Below are 16,887 nucleotides of genomic sequence, written 5' to 3' on the forward strand. Positions count from 1 at the left end.
TTAAAATTAGTTAGATAATTAGATGATTTATCATCCAATAAATTTTGAAAGAGTAAAAGCTAAATTCCCTTTAATTACTAATTTATTCGGCAACAATGATCTTAGATCGCAGATCAAAATGTTTAATAAGGTAGTTGAAGCAAAGGAAATCCAGTTGGGTAGATTTGGTTTCATAAAGGAAATTGATAACAATATTGAGGTTCACTATAAAATTTTAAATATCCTTTCTTATTTGTCTATAGATGACAAGAAATTTCCTTTCACAGTTGCAATATCCATTTTCTATCTTGAGTCGCTTTTGAAATCTTTAGACTCAAAAAAATGTAATTTGTCCTCCTTTAAAGAATTGCTGAGATCACCCTACAGCTATGAAAATCTTTTAGCTGAACTTACAATCGTAGAAGAATTATCCGACATTTCAGATAATTTCTCAGTACACAATCCTAGCAAAACAGCATCGAATTCAAATTATGACCTATTTGCTGAAATAGTTGGTAAACGGATCCATACAGATGTAAAATGGTTTGAGTCTTCATTATCCAAGAACAGAGGTTTAGATATGCCATATATTTTTGAGGACCTAATTGTAAGGGATATAAATGAATGGGTAATGGTCAAACTAAAAAACTATGTCTTCGACGAAGATGACGCGATTTTAGCTGCTCGTGAAGTTCTTGATTTATACCAAAATAGAAAGGAAATAAATAGCCGAGAATATTACGTAAGTAATTTAAATAGCTCTTCTAAAAATGTTATCCGCAGAGGTAATAGTAACAAATTTGTAGAAAGCATCAGCATAATAAATAATCCAGGTGAGCCAACAGTTTCTACGATATGTGGTTTTGACATGAATCTTGATATCAAAGATGCAATAGTCGAAAACATTAAAAAAGGTTCGAAACAGATATCCGGAAATACAAATAGCAATGATTACCAAACAATTTTTATCGGGACCAATAATTTTCAAGAGTTTCGTGACATTGAAATCTGTTTATATCATAGAAAAAATGATTATGGGGAGAATTGTGGCCTTTTCAAGGAAGGGTTTGAGCATCAGCAAGAACTAAGTTCAATTGTATTTTTTTCTATCAACTATTCACAAATGGATCAAGATTCTTACCAAGTTGCCCTTAAATCAAAATATTATCCAAATGAACTAAATGAAAAACACTCTGACATGGAGGAAGTTTATAAGTTATTTAATCAAAACCTCCATAATAAAGAGTTTAACTTAAACTATTAGGGCCACCTAACCAGCGCATTTCAAGCGGACAGGCCTCGCCTAATCTTGCCAACCTCTCTTTTTATAATTACTCTTTCATTTTGTAATTAATTCCACATTCTAGCGCCTGTAGTTTATGCGCCAGGTCGTTAGTGGGCTTAACTAATATCTAATTTTTAACTTCTTGAATATATGCGGAAGCATCTTGTTGACTTATTATTTGAAGAATTCAAACAAATGAGGTTCTTCAGAAAACTCGAAGAGCAAGGGATTACTTTTAGAGATTTTCGCCAAATCAATAATTGGGATATTGTATGTGATATTATAGGTATTCCTGAAGACAATACTTTGGAATATGATTTTGATTATATCAATAGTGGCGGAGAAGTAAGAGATGAATCAAAAAAGAAGCCCGACGATAATATGTTTTGTAGAGACAAATATTTCGGGCATTACATTGAAACAATTGATGAAGTATCAGAAGAGCAGAACATTATTGCTACTGATAATGGTCTAAAAGTTGAAAACGAAATTGATGAAGAAAAAATAAAAAAAGCTTTAGGCAAACATGTTGACTGGTTATACAAAGAAGCTGAAGATTTAAATAACAATTAAAATAAATGGTGTTGACAGCCCACTAACCTGCGCATTTAAGCGGACAGGCCTCGCCAATTCTTGCCAGCCTCACTTTTTATAGTTAACCTTTTATTTGTAAATAATTTCAACACGTTGGCGCCTACACCTTATGCGCAATGTCGATATAGGAACCTGTTGAACATAGTTTAAAAATATTTCAATGGACGATTCAGCCACACCTTTGTTGATGTTATTAGTGATAATTGGTTTTGTTTGGCTAATTCCACTAATGCGTAAAAAAATAATGAACCTATTTAGAGGTTGGTTTGGTGAAAAAAAGACTACTTTCTATCTCTGGCTATCACTCAATTCAAAAGTTTACCGAAGATTTCATGATGTCATCATTAAATCAAAAAACGGTACAACTCAAATTGACCACCTTCTTGTATCACCATATGGACTGTTCATAGTAGAAACAAAGAATAGGAAAGGTTGGATATTTGGATTTGAGGATCAACAAAGATGGACGCAGTCACTATATGGGGATAATTATTCTTTTCAGAACCCAATAAGGCAAACCTTTAGACAAAAAAAGATTCTATCAGAATTTTTGGGTGTTAATGAATCAATCATACATACTGTTATTTACTTCGTCGGCAATTGTAAATTTAAAACACAATTGCCAGATAATGTGATAAAGTCCCGGCTAGGTAAATATATTAAACAGTTTAAGGATCGAGTTCTTCCACCTGAAGAAATTGATCGGATAGTTGATGAAATTGAATACTTCGTATCTGAGTCTTCATTAACCACTAGAGATCATGTACAATCATTGCGTGAAAGGCATAATTCAACAACAGTTTGCCCGAAATGCGGTTCGAAGCTAGTTGAGAGAACAGCAAAAAAAGGTCCTAATGCTGGCACGAAATTTTTAGGATGCGAAAACTTTCCGCAATGTCGATTCACAAAGGACTTATAACAGAAACTAAGCTACATTAAAACGCATTTAGCTGGACATCTAATTCTAAACGTACCACAAGACGACCTATAACCGCCTTCAAGGGGACATACCTTGCCATCACCTACCAACTTTTGGCTTTTTAGCTTTCCGTTCGTTACTTAATAGATTATTGTTAATCCGAGGGCACCTTAAGCACCAAGTCATTATATGGCCTTTAATAAATCGATTAAAATAATTCATTATGCTACGTAATCACCTGTTACTTATTGGTTTCGCAATATTTTTGACTTCTTGCGTAACTACTTCAAATATTCCCACTGAAGTTTCATCTGAAATCCCTGATGAAGCAAATGCTATTGAACTTTATTCAACTGAATCACCATCTGATTTTTATAAAACAATTTACCAACACCTTGCTTCAGAAGGATTTAGCATTTCTCAAGAAAATAGCGAAATGGGTACGCTTTCTACTGGGTTCAAAGAAGTTGGACAAGAAACAACTTTAAAAATCGACGTATTTGTAGAGGAAAATAACAATGGAAGTAAGGCTACATTACGAGGTTCTTGGGGAGTAACCACTTCAATGGGAGCTGGAATAACTGCTGCAACAGGTAGCAGTTTAGGCGGTACATCAGCTGAAAGGGCAAGTTGGGATCAGTCAGGTCGTCCTAAAGTTGCTTTCGGGGAGATGGCTGTAATTGCAAATGATATTGAACATCAGCAATTAGAATATATATCAGACTAAAAAACTGTTGCGGCCATATAACCCGCCTTTAAGCGGACGTGTCTCGCCCTTCCCTGCCCGTTTTTAGTTCCTCAATTTCTGTAGTACATTTTTTTTAAAACCAACGTTGGCCTGGCAGCTTATTCGCAATGTCGTTAGGGTGCTTAGCCCCAAAAAACCATCAAGAATTTTAAACCAACTTTTTAGACCAATGAGAAATGAACCAGTTTATAAAAATCGAAGAAAGCAAGCTTTAAAATGGATAGCTGGTGGGGTGATTATATTGGCTGGCTTTTCAAATTTTGAAAATGATCCAATTTCGGGAATTATATTTATCCTTATTGGAATATTTATACTTCCAATCGTTCAAAGTTTGGTAGATAAAAAAGCGGATTTGTCAACTCCAGCCAAATATTTAATAGTTATTGGTGGTTTCGCACTCGCTTTCTATGCTGGTTACACGAATCAAATGAGTGAAGAAAAGAAAGCTGACAAACTTGTAAACCAATCTATAGCAGCAGTTTCAAATAATAACTTTTCTAAAGCAAATAAATTACTAGACGAAGCAGAAAAGCTTTATAGAAACGATGATAACAAAGCAGTTCAAGTTGAAAATACTTTGGATAGGTTAAACTCAGAAAGTTTCTTAAAAACTTCCCTGCTAAATTTGTCTGAAGAAGAATTTAGCAACTTAAAAGAAGGCAATCTTGACAAAACGATCCTACAAAATGATACACTGAATGCCGTATTAATTGCCAAAATGAGGGAAAATGCTGGATCAAGAGCAGAATTTATTAAAGAAAAAGAGGAGCAAGAACGATTAGAGAGAGAACGTGAATTAGAAAGACAAAGAGAAGCCAGAGCCGCAGCTCGTAAGAAAAAAATTGAGGAACAATTTAGCGCGTGGGATGGATCGCATCGTAAGCTAGAAGATTATATTGAAAGAAATATGCATGATCCTGATAGTTACGAGCATGTAGAAACTGTTTATTGGGACAGAGGTGATCACTTGGTAGTTAGAACTACTTTTCGTGGAAATAACGCATTTGGTGGAAAAGTGAAAAATTCTGTGAAAGCGAAAGTTTCAATCGAAGATGGTGATATTCTCGAAATATTAAGCCAATAAAGAAAAACCACAGCACCCTAACCCGCCTTTAACTCGGACAGGTCTCGCCATTCCCTTGCCTCCCTTTCATTTATTAGTTAATCTTTCGTTTTAAAACCAATTCAACATTCCGGCGCCTGCCGGTTATGCGCAATTTCGTTATACCCACAATTTTCAATTCATCAATCAATTAAGAGATATGGAAAAGTTATTCTTTATTTGTTTATCAATATTTTTAGTCAGCTGCGCTGGCTCACAACAAACTGCTGGAATTAGTGATTCTTCTGCTCCTTCAAACACAAATGTCATTTTCGTTCACACCGATTTAGATGCTAAATCTGCATATAAAAAAGTAGCCCAGACGTTACAAACTCGTGGCTATACTTTTCGGTCAACTGACGAAACTTTAAAAACTATTTCAACAGAATTTACGGGTGTTTCACAAAGATGGGGCGTTGACAATACTTTTGTACGTATTGGTGCAAATATACAAAATGAATCTAATTCTAAAATTGCCATCAGAGGTTGGTGGAAAACCCTTGAAAATGAAGATACTGAAACTGGTCAAACAATTAAGAAATTTGGACAAAACAGTTCGCCAGCGCGTAATGCTTGGAAAGAAATGTATCAGGTAGCTAATTCACTTGGAGACTCATTAAGTTTTCAAACCAACTAATCCACCAAAAATATGTATTCTCTTGTAAAATCAGTTACAGTTGTACTTTTTATATCACTAATAAGTAGTTGTGCTACAACTTCTGAAATGTCCTCAGCAGGACCATCAAAAGAAATGATGGGAAAAGCTGATAAAATTTTATTGGTAGTTAATGAAACTCCTGAAAAAGCCTATAAAGAATTTGCACAGCATCTATCTGACCATAATTTCGGATTTGAAAATACTGATGACAATTTATTAACTCTCAAAACTGATCTTCAAGATTACGGCAATGCTGCAAGTAGTTACGCTTTTTCTATGAATGTTTCTATCCGATCTGATAGTACAACTATGATAATTGTCAGTGGTAACGGAAATATGGGTATTGGTACAGATTATGAAATTTATAATACCAATAATCTCTTCAACAACATTGGCAAATCATGGGATAAAATGAATGAAATTGTTTCATCTTATCCACACCAAGAAATTTTGTACAAAAGAAACTAATTGTGGGCATAACCCGCCTTTAAGGGGGCGCAACTCGCCCTCTCCTGACACTTTCTGGTTTTTTAGTTTCTCGTTCATTATTTAACAACTCAACATTTTTTCGTGCGCAATGTCGTTAGGCATTTAGCCAAATCAAGAGTTAAAATAAATGAAAGAATATTTTGCCTTTATAGATGAATCAGGAGATCCAAACTTTCACGAATCAGCTTCTGATCATTTTTTTGTAGGTGCTATAGTATTTGATAAAGAGGAAGTAAGTAATGCTCGCAATAAGCTGCAAGAGGTCAAACGTAAATTTGGTTTTAAAGAGCTTAAATCTTCAAAAGTTGGTAATAATTTTGAGAGACGAAAAGAAATAATTGCTGATCTTTCAGAATTAAAGTTTAGTTGTCTTTCTATCTGGGTTAAGAAAAAAGAACTTGAGGGGGATTGGTTTCGCTATAAAAAAACATTTTTTAAGTACATCCAGAGATTACTTCATCACGAAATTTATAGATTATTCCGTAATACATCAGTTTCATTAGATCAATTTGGCTCTGAGGAATATCAAGAATCGCTTGAAGAATACTTAGTCAAACATTTACAAAAAGAATTATTTGAGCCAGATATCACTATTGGTAACACTGAAAATGAAGAACTAATACAAATAGCTGATTTCTTTAGCGGAACTCTTAGAAAAATCTTAAAAGGTGACTTTATAGAATTAGAAAAAGCTGAGCTTTTAGCTCATTTCAAATCTGTTTGGAATTCGAGCATTGTAATTCCAGATGGTGGAAAATATTTAAATACTGAATTGTTTTCTGGCAGTGATAAATATGTAGACTATTTCGTTAAGGAAACAAAGAGATATCTTGAAAGTACCAATTCAAAGGACGTTGGCAAGATTAAGTCTTTAGAATATTTGTTCTATACAGCACTATTAGATCCTGAAGCTTATGTTTATCGAGATGAAATTATTACTTGGCTTGAAAAATTTGATGTCTCTTATTCTTCAGAAGAATTTAACCAAAAAGTAACTGCTCCCCTCAGAGAAGAAGGACAAGTAATTAGTGGTACTAGAAAAGGATTAAAGCTACCTACCAAAATGAATGATGTTTACGAATACATTGATTTCGGTAGTAGTCAAGCATTGCCAATTTTGAAGAGAATGAAAAAATCTATCAAAATAATTAAAGCAAATCCGAATCTCCCAGATGTAGAACCTGGCATGGATCAAGAGTTAAAAGATGTTCTCGATATGCTAAATGCCTAACCCGCCTTTAACTCGGAAACACCTCGCCTCTCTAGCCCGTTTTGTTTTCTTTGCCTCAAATAGTAAACTGGAAATTGAATTAATACCTGTACGTGCTCCCCTTATGCGGAATGTCGTTAGGTTACTTAACAATTCGAATTAGATTTAATAACAATGAAGAATATATCCCTCTTTCTTTTAATAACTCTGATATCAATTTTTACTTATTCATGTGGTACAGATAGCTCTCCATCAGAAAAAGATCTTAAATGGATTAACACATATGGTGGAAGTGAATTGGAATATGCAAAATCTATTGTTCAGACAAATGATGGAGGTTATGTGGCAGTTGGAAAAACAGAGTCTTCAGATGGAGATTTTAGTAACACTAATTCTTCTGGTGACATGATTTTTACGATGAAAGTAAGTGCCTCTGGAGAAACTGAGTGGATAAAAACTTTTGGTGGAAGTGGAATTGATAGAGGGAATTCTGTGATCCAAACAAATGATAAGGGTTTTGTTTTATCAGGAATGACAACATCCAATGACAAAGATTTTGCCAACATGAATGAAGGTGACAGAGATAGATTTCTAATTAAACTTAGTGCTTCAGGAGAAACTGAATGGATAAAAACTTATGGTGGTAGTAGTACTGATTGGGGCGAAGAGCATACTTTAACTCAGACAAACGAAGGTGATTATGTCTTGACTGGTCATTCTAGTTCAACTGATGGAGATTTTGAGGGTTATAATAATCAAAGTTGGAGTATTTTCGTCATGCAGGTAAACTCTACTGGGCAAATAGAATGGATTAAAACATTTAGTGGTAGCGGTAATCAAAGTGGAAGAGGAATCAATAAAACTTCTGATGGAGGGTTAATTCTTACAGGCTTTTCTACATCGAATGATGGTGATTTCGATGGATTGAATCAGGGAGATAGAGATATAGTTTTAATAAAATTAAATTCTTTAGGAGAAACTGAATGGTTAAGAACATTCGGTGGTAGTGGGCATGAGTATGGCTTGTCAACAGCAGAAGGAAATGATAATAGTTATCTTATAACTGGATACACTGATTCCAATGATGGTGATTTTGAGAATATCAATAATGGAGGATTCGATATTTTTGTAATCAAGGTAAGCCAAAATGGTGAAACTGAATGGGTTAAAAGTTTAGGTGGTAGTAATGAAGAATTTGGCCATTCAATTATTAGTCTTAGTGATAACAACTATTTAGTTACTGGATATACCAAATCAACAGACGGAGATTTTGATGGAATAAAAGATGAATGGTCAGATGATATTTTTGCCTTAAAATTATCTGAAACGGGAAACAAGGAATGGATTAAAACTTATGGAGGTAGTGATAGCGAAACGGGTTACTCCGTAATAGAAAATTCAAGTGGTGAGTATATTTTGACAGGTGACACTCGTTCAAATGATGAGGATTTTGAACAAATGAATAATGGTGAATCAGATATTTTTATAATTCAAATTAATTCTGACGGATCAATTTCTACAATTAATTGAAAGAAATAATATTATCTAAAAGTTTGATAAATATAATTAGCAAATCATGGATTTAGGCACAGGTTTAGCAGTTTTTGGATCAGCTAAATTAGTAGAAAAACTTCTTGGGCCTACAGTAGAATATATGGGAGAGGGTCTAAAAGACTTAGCAGAAAAGAGAGTTAATAATGTCAAAAGAATTTTTAACGTTGCTCATAAGCAATTAGGTGAGAGAATTGATGAAGATGGTCGAGTTCCTCCAAGAGTCCTCAAAGGAGTATTAGAAGAAGGTTCATTTGTAGAGGATGAATTATCAGCTCAATACTTTGGTGGAGTATTAGCTGCTTCTAGATCTAAATTTAAAAATGATGATCGAGGGACCTCTTTTATTTCTTTAATTACAAAATTGAGTAGTTATCAATTACACCTTCATTTTATTCTATATAATTTATTACGTAAGGAGTTTCTTGATAAACGTCTGAACATTGCTTCTCAAGAACATAGGCGGAAATTAAGGCTGTATATTGATCTCTTCTCTTTAGAAAATTCTTTTAACATATCTTCGTCGCAACAATTTGAAACTATACTTCAACATTCTGCTTTTGGCTTAAATAGAGAAACACTCATTGAAGATTTTGCCTTTGGGAAACCAAAAGATTTGCTATCCTACTATTCTGAACCAGAGAAGACAGATATAAAGAATAGAAGTTTTGTATTTACTCCATCAGCTTTTGGTGTTGAATTATTTCTTTGGGCACATGGAGAAGCCAATACAGCTTTAGATTGGTTTTTATCAAGGACTGTCGAGTTAGAATGTTATAAGGATATAGAATTACCTAAAAAGTTTGGTAAGTATAATTAGCAACTTAACCCCTTTAACAACAGGCCTCGCCATCTCCTTGCCTCCCTTTCATATATTAGTTAATCTTTCATTTGATAATTGTCCCGACATTCTACGCCTTCCGGTTATGTGCAATGTCGTTATACCAAAATTAATTTATCAATTATATGAAATGTCCAGTTTGTCGGAGAGATGCTAAAGTTCAAAAGAAAGATATGGGCAGATACTTAGAAGTAGATTGCCTTAAATGTGGTAGCTTTGAATGGGAGAAAGATATCCGGAGATATATTGATTCGCTAAATGAGCATAGCATTCTTTTAAGTTACTGGATAAGAAATAATCAGAACAGAAAAGAAGAACTTCATCTAGATGATAAATTAGTAAAAGCAATAATTGAAGATACGGAGTTACCCTCACCACAAGGAAAAGCCGAAAAATTACTTTTATTAGTTGGTCATGATCTTACAAAGCCGCACAAACAATTAGTGTTAACACCTGGAAAGAAGTTAGAATATATTGCCAAAATCGGTGCTAGTGGTGAAAATGAACTGTCATACATAGTAAACTATCTGAAGTCAAAAAACTTGGTAGATTCAATCATAGATTTTAAACCTGGTGCTGAAAATAAATTTAATAAAGGAAGTATTTCTATAACATTCCAAGGGTGGTCTAAATACGAAGACTTACGAAAAGAGCTTACAGATTCTACTGCTGCATTCATGGCTATGGAATTTGGTGATACCAATATTGAAAAAGCTTATGAAGAATGCTTTAAGGGAGCTGTAGCTAAAACGGGATTCAAGTTGTTCAATTTACAAGATATTCCTAAAGCAGGATTAATTGATAACAGATTGAGAGCAGAAATCAGAAATGCTCGTTTTTTACTTGCTGATTTAACAAATGACAATCTTGGTGCATACTGGGAAGCTGGTTTTGCAGAAGGTTTAAGCAAGCCTGTAATTTATCTTTGTGAAAAGACACATTTTGAAAACTTTCAAACCCATTTTGATACTAATCATCACTACACAGTGATTTATGAAATGGACAAATTGGATGATGCAGCAGAAGAACTCAAAGCAACTATTCGAGCAACATTACCATCAGAAGCAAAAATGCAAGACAGTTAAATTTTGGTATAACCTGCCTTTATTGGGCCGTGCCTTGCCCTCTCCTGCCTTCTTTTGGCTTTTTAGCTCATCGTTCATTATTTAATAGATCAAAATTTAGCCTACCCTTATGCGATAGGTTGCTAGGTATTTTAAGATAAATCATTATGAAGAAAACTGTTTTTATATCATCAACTTATCTTGATCTGAAGGATTATCGTTCTGAAGTATGGGAACTTTTAAATTCCAATTATGATGTTGACATCAAGGGTATGGAAGATTTTGGTGCTAGAACGGAATCACCACTTGAAACTTGTCTTTCTGAGGTAGATCAATCTGATATCTATGTTGGTTTAGTTGGGGTTCGCTTAGGTTCAATAAATGAAGATAAGGGCAAATCATATACACAACTTGAATATGAAAGAGCAGTTGAAAAAGGAAAAGAAATATTAATTTACCTAATCGACGAAGAAAATGCGAAAGTGTCCCCCAATCTAGTTGATAAAGAAAACAAGCATGTTAAACTTAAATCGTTTAAGGATAAGCTAAAGAAGTCACATACTGTTGATTTTTTTGTTAACGAAAATGATTTAGTTAAAAAATTAGAAAGAAAGTTTGATGAATTGCTTGAAATTAAAACAGAATCACATGAGCTGAAAGATGAAATACAATTCTCTAAAAAAGTAATAGACGAATTTTTTCTATTCCCAAAGTCTAGATCAGGTCAAGAAATAAAACTTAGAGTAAAATTTGATTCCAATTACTATCCAGCTTCTAAAGATATTTGCAATTCTTTCAATAAAAATTACGGTAGTACTGTCATAATGAACTTAGAAGTAAGAGCTCCCGAAAATGGTAATAAGCTAGATAAAATTTTAGTCAATCATGAGCAATTTAAAAAGGTAAAAGACATAATCGGGAAAGAGATTGATATTTATACAAATCTTTTATTCACCGAAAATACAATCAATAAATTTAGAGCCTATTTTGTAAGGGAAGAAAAAGGTTATTCGTCCTTAATGACAACAATTGCAGTCAATCCTTTGATGCAAAAGGAAGTAAATGAAAGAGAGGGTACTCTTATCCTCTCTTTAAATGAGGTAATCTAAAATATTTATCCCGGGCCATAATTCGGTTATACCTCTATCTGCTTAAATAGATCAAAGCTACTTTCTAAGAATATTTATCAAAAGATTGGCTTTACTTTATTAAAAAGTATGTAATTACACGAATTATAATCGGCAATGGATTACGACAAAGAAAAAGTTGATGAGATAGTACTTGCGTTATTGTGGCTAACAACTTTTAATGAAAAATCTGAGACTCGGGCTTGGAAGGGACAAAGCTGGGAACACCTGAACCGACTCTACGAAAAAGGATTTATTGGCAATCCGAAAAGCAAAGCGAAATCTGTTATAGTAACGGAAGAAGGAGAAAAGCGTTCCAAAGCATTGTTTGACCAATATTTCGGGATGGAAAACGCTAATTAACTATCAATCGTAATAAATAGGTTTGTTTTGACTAATCCAGCCTTGGTGATTGCCTGTCTGATATAAACCCCTTAATTTATGTGCGAACACACATAAATAACTATGGGCAAACTTACTAATAAACAACAGCAGTTTTACGATACGCTGATAACTTATGTCCGCAAGCACTTTCGCTGGCCGACGTATAAAGAATTGGCTGGCCGCCTTGGTTTTAGTTCGGAAAACAGCATAACACAGTATTATAATGCCCTTGTAAGCAAACAGTTTCTTAAAAAGGATAGCCAGGGAAATTATACCTTTACAAATCCGACTGATGTTTGGATGACCCGGGATGAGGAGCAAGGGAGTCGTTCAATACCGATCTTAGGAGAGATCACTGCGGGCACAATGGAAGAAGCCATAGAAGCCGATTTAGGTCACATTACGATTGGTGATTTCTTTCCCAATGCCTCCAACGTATTTGGACTTCGGGTAAAAGGCGATAGCATGAAAGACTTAGGGATCTCAACTGGAGACAAGGTTATTCTATCCAAAACGGAACTCAGAGATGGGGAAGTAGGTGCCGTATTGTATGATGGGAATACAACCCTAAAGCGAGCGCATATGCGAAGTGATGGTGTTCGCCTGGAACCGGCCAACCCCGATCATGACGATATCATCATCGAGCCTGGGGAATTTGAAGAGGTTCGCGTGTTGGGCAAGTACTTGGGGCATATCAGCGAAGATGGACTGGTGAAAGCCTCCTACAATTAATCCAACAGCATGCCCGCTTCCTCATAGACTAAATACCAGCCTACCTTTCGAGTGTCAAAGACAATATCCAGGTAGCGGTCATCTTTGGTTTGGAGCGTGATATGAATCTGCTTGTGACCATGGCCGACCGGCTCTTCGTGGCATTTGCGGATCTTCTGGACGTGGTGGACCTGTCCGTTTTGGCGCTTGATGCGAATTGGCTGCAGGCGTTTGGTTATTCCGTTTTGCTTGTCGGCAAAGGAAGCCACCGTTGTAATGACAATCAGCGGTTCAGGCTCTTTCGTGCTATTTGAACTATTCCCACTCATCGACCTCTTCGATTAGCTCCGGATCATTATTGCGTACAGAATTCACTTTTTGTGAAACCGGATACCGGTACATGCCATCGTCGGGATACGGTTCAAATACCCCCGATTCTTTAATGACTTTGGTATTCTGATTCTCCGGATCCAGCCACCAGTCAAAATCTTCTAAAGTTAGAATTACCGGCATGCGTGGCTTGCTGTTGTGGACCTCTCCGACGGTTTCGTTGTTATCGGTAGTGATAATCGTAAACGATGGAATGGTCTTGCTTCCATCTTCTGATTCCCAAACATAATACAGGCCCGCGAAGGGGACGATTTCGCTGTCTTTCAGCCGAAAAGCGTAGGGATAGGAATTCCCGTCCTTTTTACGCCATTCATAAAACCCCGAGGCCGGTACAATGCACCGGTACTTTTGAAAGGATTTCTTGTACGCTCCATGGGAGTCTACTTTCTCCTTCCGGGCATTGATGTATGGATACTTCGGTTTTCCTTCTTTTTCATAGGGTGGAACCAATCCCCAGCGAAACATCTCCATGCTTCGCTCTCCATTGCGTTGCAAAATGATCGGATTCTGCGTAGTCGGTGCCACGTTAAAGTTCGGCAGTATCTCGTCAATATCGAACGGAACCTCGAACATATCCTTGCAGGCCTCCTGAAATCTGATGTCTCTCCAATATCGTCCGCACATAACACTCCTGTTTGATTATTGTTGGCGACTTTGTAATATATGTGTAAACACACATATATAATATAGCTTCTTTTTACTGGTGCTGTCAATATGAATTCCCCTGATTTTAATCATCTTCCCGAACTGCCGGATCCCGGTCGCTACCAACTAAATAAGAATGTTCACAATATCACTCGGTACCAAACTATTGCTGCCGACATGCAGCATCCGGGGAACTCTCCGCGCCTGTATGTGCACGTAGATATGAATGCCTTTTACGCACAGGTCGAACAGTTGTGCTATAACCTGTACGGCATGCCGGTGGTCGTAGGCGGATGGCGCAAGCCGGACGGGACGGTAAAAGGGATTGTGGCGACCAGTTCCTATGAGGCCCGGGCGTGGGGCGTGAAGACTGGCATGAGCGCGTTAGAAGCCTATAAGCTTTGCCCGCATGTAATCTTCAAGCAAGTGGACTACGAGAAGTACCGGGCATTCAGCAAACGGATTAAAAGCGTTCTGGACACTTTTTCCCCAGACGTGGAAGCCTACAGCATGGACGAGTATTTCCTGGATATTACGTGGAAGCTCGATGAATCTTATGAGCAATTGGTTGAATTCGCGTGGGCGATGAAGGAAGCTATTTATGAGGAAACCAACCTTCGATGCAGTGTAGGAATATCGACTTCAAAAACCTATTCCAAACTGGCCTCGGATTTGGAGAAACCGGATGGATTAACGGTATTAGCAGAGGAGGAAGAAATTAAAGACAAGATATGGCCGCTGACGGTGGATGAAGTCTGGGGCATTGGCAGTCGGCGGTATGCGAAAATCAAAGGCCGAGGCATTACCACTATAGGTGAAGCTATCGCTCGGGGCTATCCGCTTTTTCAGAAGCTGTTTGGAAAATACTTCGGCAAGATGCTTTGGGAAACCGTGGCTGGGAAGGACAGAGCAATCGTAAGCGATGATACTGAATATATTCCCGAGCGCGTCTCTTACGGGCATACCTTTTCTACCTGGACCGATGACCCGTGGAAGGTGGCCGGAGAGTTTGCCAAAGCTACAAAACAGGTCTGCTACCGACTGCGAGGATACGGCAAGAAGTCCGACAAATATTTTGGAAATGTCCGCTTTCAAGGGCAAGAGAAAGAAGGATTCTCCTTTACGTTTCGAGCTCCGGGACTGACAAATTTAGATGGATACGTACTGCGAAACTGTCTGCAGAAAGTGTTGCCCATGCTGTTTTACTGCAAAGACCAAGGAAAGAAGTTTCGGGCGATTATGCTGGGTACAACCGAACTGAATATGACAACACAAGCGGAACTGTTTTTCCAGGAGAATCCTAAAGTACAGCGCATGTACCAGGCTATGGACTATATTAATAATCGGTTTGGATTAGATACCATTGATCACGGTATTGCTCAATTTGACGTGAAAGGGAATACGCATTTTAAGGAGCGGTCGATGTGAATACCTTAAATAGTTTATGTAGATTAAAAACTTCCTTTAAAATAGAATATAGGGTCTTATGAGTGGTGAGAATTTGAATTTTGATGAATTGAGAAAGATTGACTCTTTGTCTGATTACAATATTGATCAAGCTATTCAAATAATAGGTAGCTTAGGTGACTTTTCATATGATAGGAATTCTCTGAAGGGTATAAAACATGCTCTGTCACTGAGTGAGCAAATAAAAGATAAACCACTAAATGACGTGCAGGAGGCTTATTTTCATTACACTATTGGAAATTTATGGTCTTATAAGCATAAGATAGAAAATCCAAAGGAGCAGAATAAATGGCCTTGGGAATCCGAAGAATTTGAAAAAATTATTATTAATCTTCGAAAAGCTCTTCACCTTTTAAAGCAAAACAGATATAAAGAGAAGTATTATTACTGTCAGATTAATACGAACCTTGGCAATCATCTCTCCCATCTTGGTCGGATAATAGGTGCTGTCGAATATTGGAATGAATGTATCCAAGTTGATGAAAATTTTGGAATGGCTCTTGGCAATTTGGGCCACGGATTAATGCAATATTCAAGAATTGTTTATGATAAGGGCCACAAAGCTATCCTTCTTAAAGTAGCTTATGACCATTTAAATAAAGCATTAAAACTGAATATCACGGTTGAAGCACTTAAGGGATTTAAGAAATGCATAAAACATATTACCTCAATATTAGATGAGGACTTTTTGGAAGAAGAATCTACGTTGGATAATTGGGATTTAGGAGACACAGAAAGTGAAAAAATATATAGAAGGTGGGTTTTAGAAAAAAATCTTTTTTTAAATCCTTTAAATGATATTGGTTCTCACACCATTGCTGCTAGAGATATTTTGCATTTACCCAATATTGTTACTGATATAGAAACTAATCCTTTTCACCATGGCTTATTTAACGTTATAAAACAAGAATTTATATCTGCAAGATATCTATTTTATGAATCAGACATAACTGAAAAAAATAATGAGATTCATTTTTCGGATAAGGATAATCTACTTTATGATACATTGGATTATTCGTGTCATTCGTTATCGGTTGAAAAAATGAAGGTTGCCTATGAAAGTGCCTACTCCACCTTCGATAAAATAGCCTTTTTTATAAACGAATACTTCAACTTAGGAATACCCGAAAGAAGGGTGAGCTTTCGTACTGTTTGGTATAAAAATGATAGACTTAGAGATGAATTTGCTCAAAATAAAAACTGGCCTCTTAGAGGACTTTATTGGTTAAGCAAAGATTTTTTTGAAAATAACAAAGAGTTTAAAGAATGTTTAGAACCCGATGCCCAGAAGCTTAATGAAATAAGAAACCATCTTGAACATAAATATCTTAAGGTTCATCTATTTGCTGGGGCTATGACTTCTACTTATTCGTCTGATGATTTGGCATATTCAATATCAAGATCCGAATTGCATGCCAAAACGCTAAGAATTTTAAAATTATCAAGAGCTGCTATAATGTACCTTTCGTTTGCAGTTCATGTTGAAGAACAATTTAGAGATAAAGGAAGGGATTCTTCAACAATTTCAGTTCCATTACCCCTGACTGAATTAATTGAGCATTTGCGTTATTGAGTAAATTTTAAAGTTCTTTAGTTTGGTTATTCGATAATTTGAAATATCTATACAAAAACAATTCAATCTCCAGTAGATCTATAAGTTCAGGTTGGGTCAAGAGTTCCTTCCAAAGATCCATTGTCTCCTTTTCTGTCAGTTTCCCTTTCA

General features: G+C 36.1%; 18 protein-coding genes. 16 read left to right on the plus strand and 2 right to left on the minus strand.

Translation table 11 applies throughout. From position 1 onward, the window contains the following. Nucleotides 1–22 precede the first annotated feature (22 nt). The 14 genes from ACQ76V_RS07170 to ACQ76V_RS07235 all read left to right on the plus strand — a co-directional run bounded on the left by ACQ76V_RS07170 (nt 23) and on the right by ACQ76V_RS07235 (nt 12,683). On the plus strand, nt 23–1,243 hold the full coding sequence (locus tag ACQ76V_RS07170; protein ID WP_440999805.1) for a hypothetical protein: 1,221 nt from the start codon (nt 23–25) through the stop codon (nt 1,241–1,243). Between the two features lie 171 nt (nt 1,244–1,414). Beyond that, nucleotides 1,415–1,837 carry a hypothetical protein gene (locus ACQ76V_RS07175; protein WP_440999806.1) on the plus strand — a complete coding sequence of 141 codons (423 nt, stop codon included), beginning with the start codon at nt 1,415–1,417 and terminating at the stop codon, nt 1,835–1,837. Nucleotides 1,838–2,018: 181 nt separating this feature from the next. Continuing rightward, entirely contained in the window at nt 2,019–2,777 is a 759-nt protein-coding gene (locus tag ACQ76V_RS07180) for an NERD domain-containing protein (RefSeq protein WP_440999807.1), read from the plus strand. A 223-nt stretch (nt 2,778–3,000) separates the two neighbouring features. Then, on the plus strand, nt 3,001–3,504 hold the full coding sequence (locus ACQ76V_RS07185; protein WP_440999808.1) for a hypothetical protein: 504 nt from the start codon (nt 3,001–3,003) through the stop codon (nt 3,502–3,504). Nucleotides 3,505–3,694: 190 nt separating this feature from the next. Continuing rightward, nucleotides 3,695–4,609 carry a hypothetical protein gene (locus ACQ76V_RS07190; RefSeq protein ID WP_440999809.1) on the plus strand — a complete coding sequence of 305 codons (915 nt, stop codon included), beginning with the start codon at nt 3,695–3,697 and terminating at the stop codon, nt 4,607–4,609. A 178-nt stretch (nt 4,610–4,787) separates the two neighbouring features. After that, entirely contained in the window at nt 4,788–5,264 is a 477-nt protein-coding gene (locus tag ACQ76V_RS07195; RefSeq protein ID WP_440999810.1) for a hypothetical protein, read from the plus strand. A 12-nt stretch (nt 5,265–5,276) separates the two neighbouring features. Next, nucleotides 5,277–5,753 carry a hypothetical protein gene (locus ACQ76V_RS07200; protein WP_440999811.1) on the plus strand — a complete coding sequence of 159 codons (477 nt, stop codon included), beginning with the start codon at nt 5,277–5,279 and terminating at the stop codon, nt 5,751–5,753. A 148-nt stretch (nt 5,754–5,901) separates the two neighbouring features. Then, nucleotides 5,902–7,005: a DUF3800 domain-containing protein gene (locus ACQ76V_RS07205; protein WP_440999812.1), complete on the plus strand. Its 1,104-nt coding sequence runs from the start codon at nt 5,902–5,904 to the stop codon at nt 7,003–7,005. 153 nt (nt 7,006–7,158) lie between these two features. Further along, nucleotides 7,159–8,514 (plus strand): hypothetical protein, encoded by a 1,356-nt coding sequence (locus ACQ76V_RS07210; protein WP_440999813.1) that lies wholly within the window; start codon nt 7,159–7,161, stop codon nt 8,512–8,514. 46 nt (nt 8,515–8,560) lie between these two features. Beyond that, nucleotides 8,561–9,355, plus strand: coding sequence for a hypothetical protein (locus ACQ76V_RS07215; protein ID WP_440999814.1), 795 nt, complete (start codon nt 8,561–8,563; stop codon nt 9,353–9,355). 146 nt (nt 9,356–9,501) lie between these two features. Further along, nucleotides 9,502–10,461, plus strand: coding sequence for a hypothetical protein (locus tag ACQ76V_RS07220; RefSeq protein WP_440999815.1), 960 nt, complete (start codon nt 9,502–9,504; stop codon nt 10,459–10,461). A 146-nt stretch (nt 10,462–10,607) separates the two neighbouring features. After that, nucleotides 10,608–11,549, plus strand: a complete 942-nt coding sequence (locus ACQ76V_RS07225) for a DUF4062 domain-containing protein (protein ID WP_440999816.1) — start codon at nt 10,608–10,610, stop codon at nt 11,547–11,549. 135 nt (nt 11,550–11,684) lie between these two features. After that, complete coding sequence (locus tag ACQ76V_RS07230; RefSeq protein WP_440999817.1) at nt 11,685–11,930, plus strand: DUF6429 family protein; 246 nt, start codon at nt 11,685–11,687, stop codon at nt 11,928–11,930. Between the two features lie 102 nt (nt 11,931–12,032). Further along, nucleotides 12,033–12,683 (plus strand): LexA family protein, encoded by a 651-nt coding sequence (locus tag ACQ76V_RS07235; RefSeq protein ID WP_440999818.1) that lies wholly within the window; start codon nt 12,033–12,035, stop codon nt 12,681–12,683. Here ACQ76V_RS07235 and ACQ76V_RS07240 read toward each other — a convergent pair. Together ACQ76V_RS07240 and ACQ76V_RS07245 are read right to left on the minus strand one after the other, a co-directional pair. Next, complete coding sequence (locus tag ACQ76V_RS07240; protein ID WP_440999819.1) at nt 12,680–12,991, minus strand: hypothetical protein; 312 nt, start codon at nt 12,989–12,991, stop codon at nt 12,680–12,682. The genes ACQ76V_RS07235 and ACQ76V_RS07240 overlap by 4 nt on opposite strands. After that, the gene (locus ACQ76V_RS07245; RefSeq protein ID WP_440999820.1) at nt 12,978–13,676 is read right to left on the minus strand and encodes an SOS response-associated peptidase; all 699 of its coding nucleotides are present in this window, start codon (nt 13,674–13,676) and stop codon (nt 12,978–12,980) included. The genes ACQ76V_RS07240 and ACQ76V_RS07245 overlap by 14 nt, the downstream gene beginning before the upstream one ends. A 90-nt stretch (nt 13,677–13,766) precedes the next feature. On the opposite strand from ACQ76V_RS07245, the gene ACQ76V_RS07250 reads away from it, so the two are divergent. After that, complete coding sequence (locus ACQ76V_RS07250) at nt 13,767–15,125, plus strand: Y-family DNA polymerase (protein WP_440999821.1); 1,359 nt, start codon at nt 13,767–13,769, stop codon at nt 15,123–15,125. 58 nt (nt 15,126–15,183) lie between these two features. Next, a complete protein-coding gene (locus tag ACQ76V_RS07255; protein WP_440999822.1) occupies nt 15,184–16,737 on the plus strand; it encodes an LA2681 family HEPN domain-containing protein in 1,554 nt (517 codons plus the stop codon). Nucleotides 16,738–16,887: the final 150 nt, after the last annotated feature.

This window comes from Fodinibius sp. SL11 (assembly GCF_052060035.1).
Classification (GTDB): domain Bacteria; phylum Bacteroidota; class Rhodothermia; order Balneolales; family Balneolaceae; genus Fodinibius.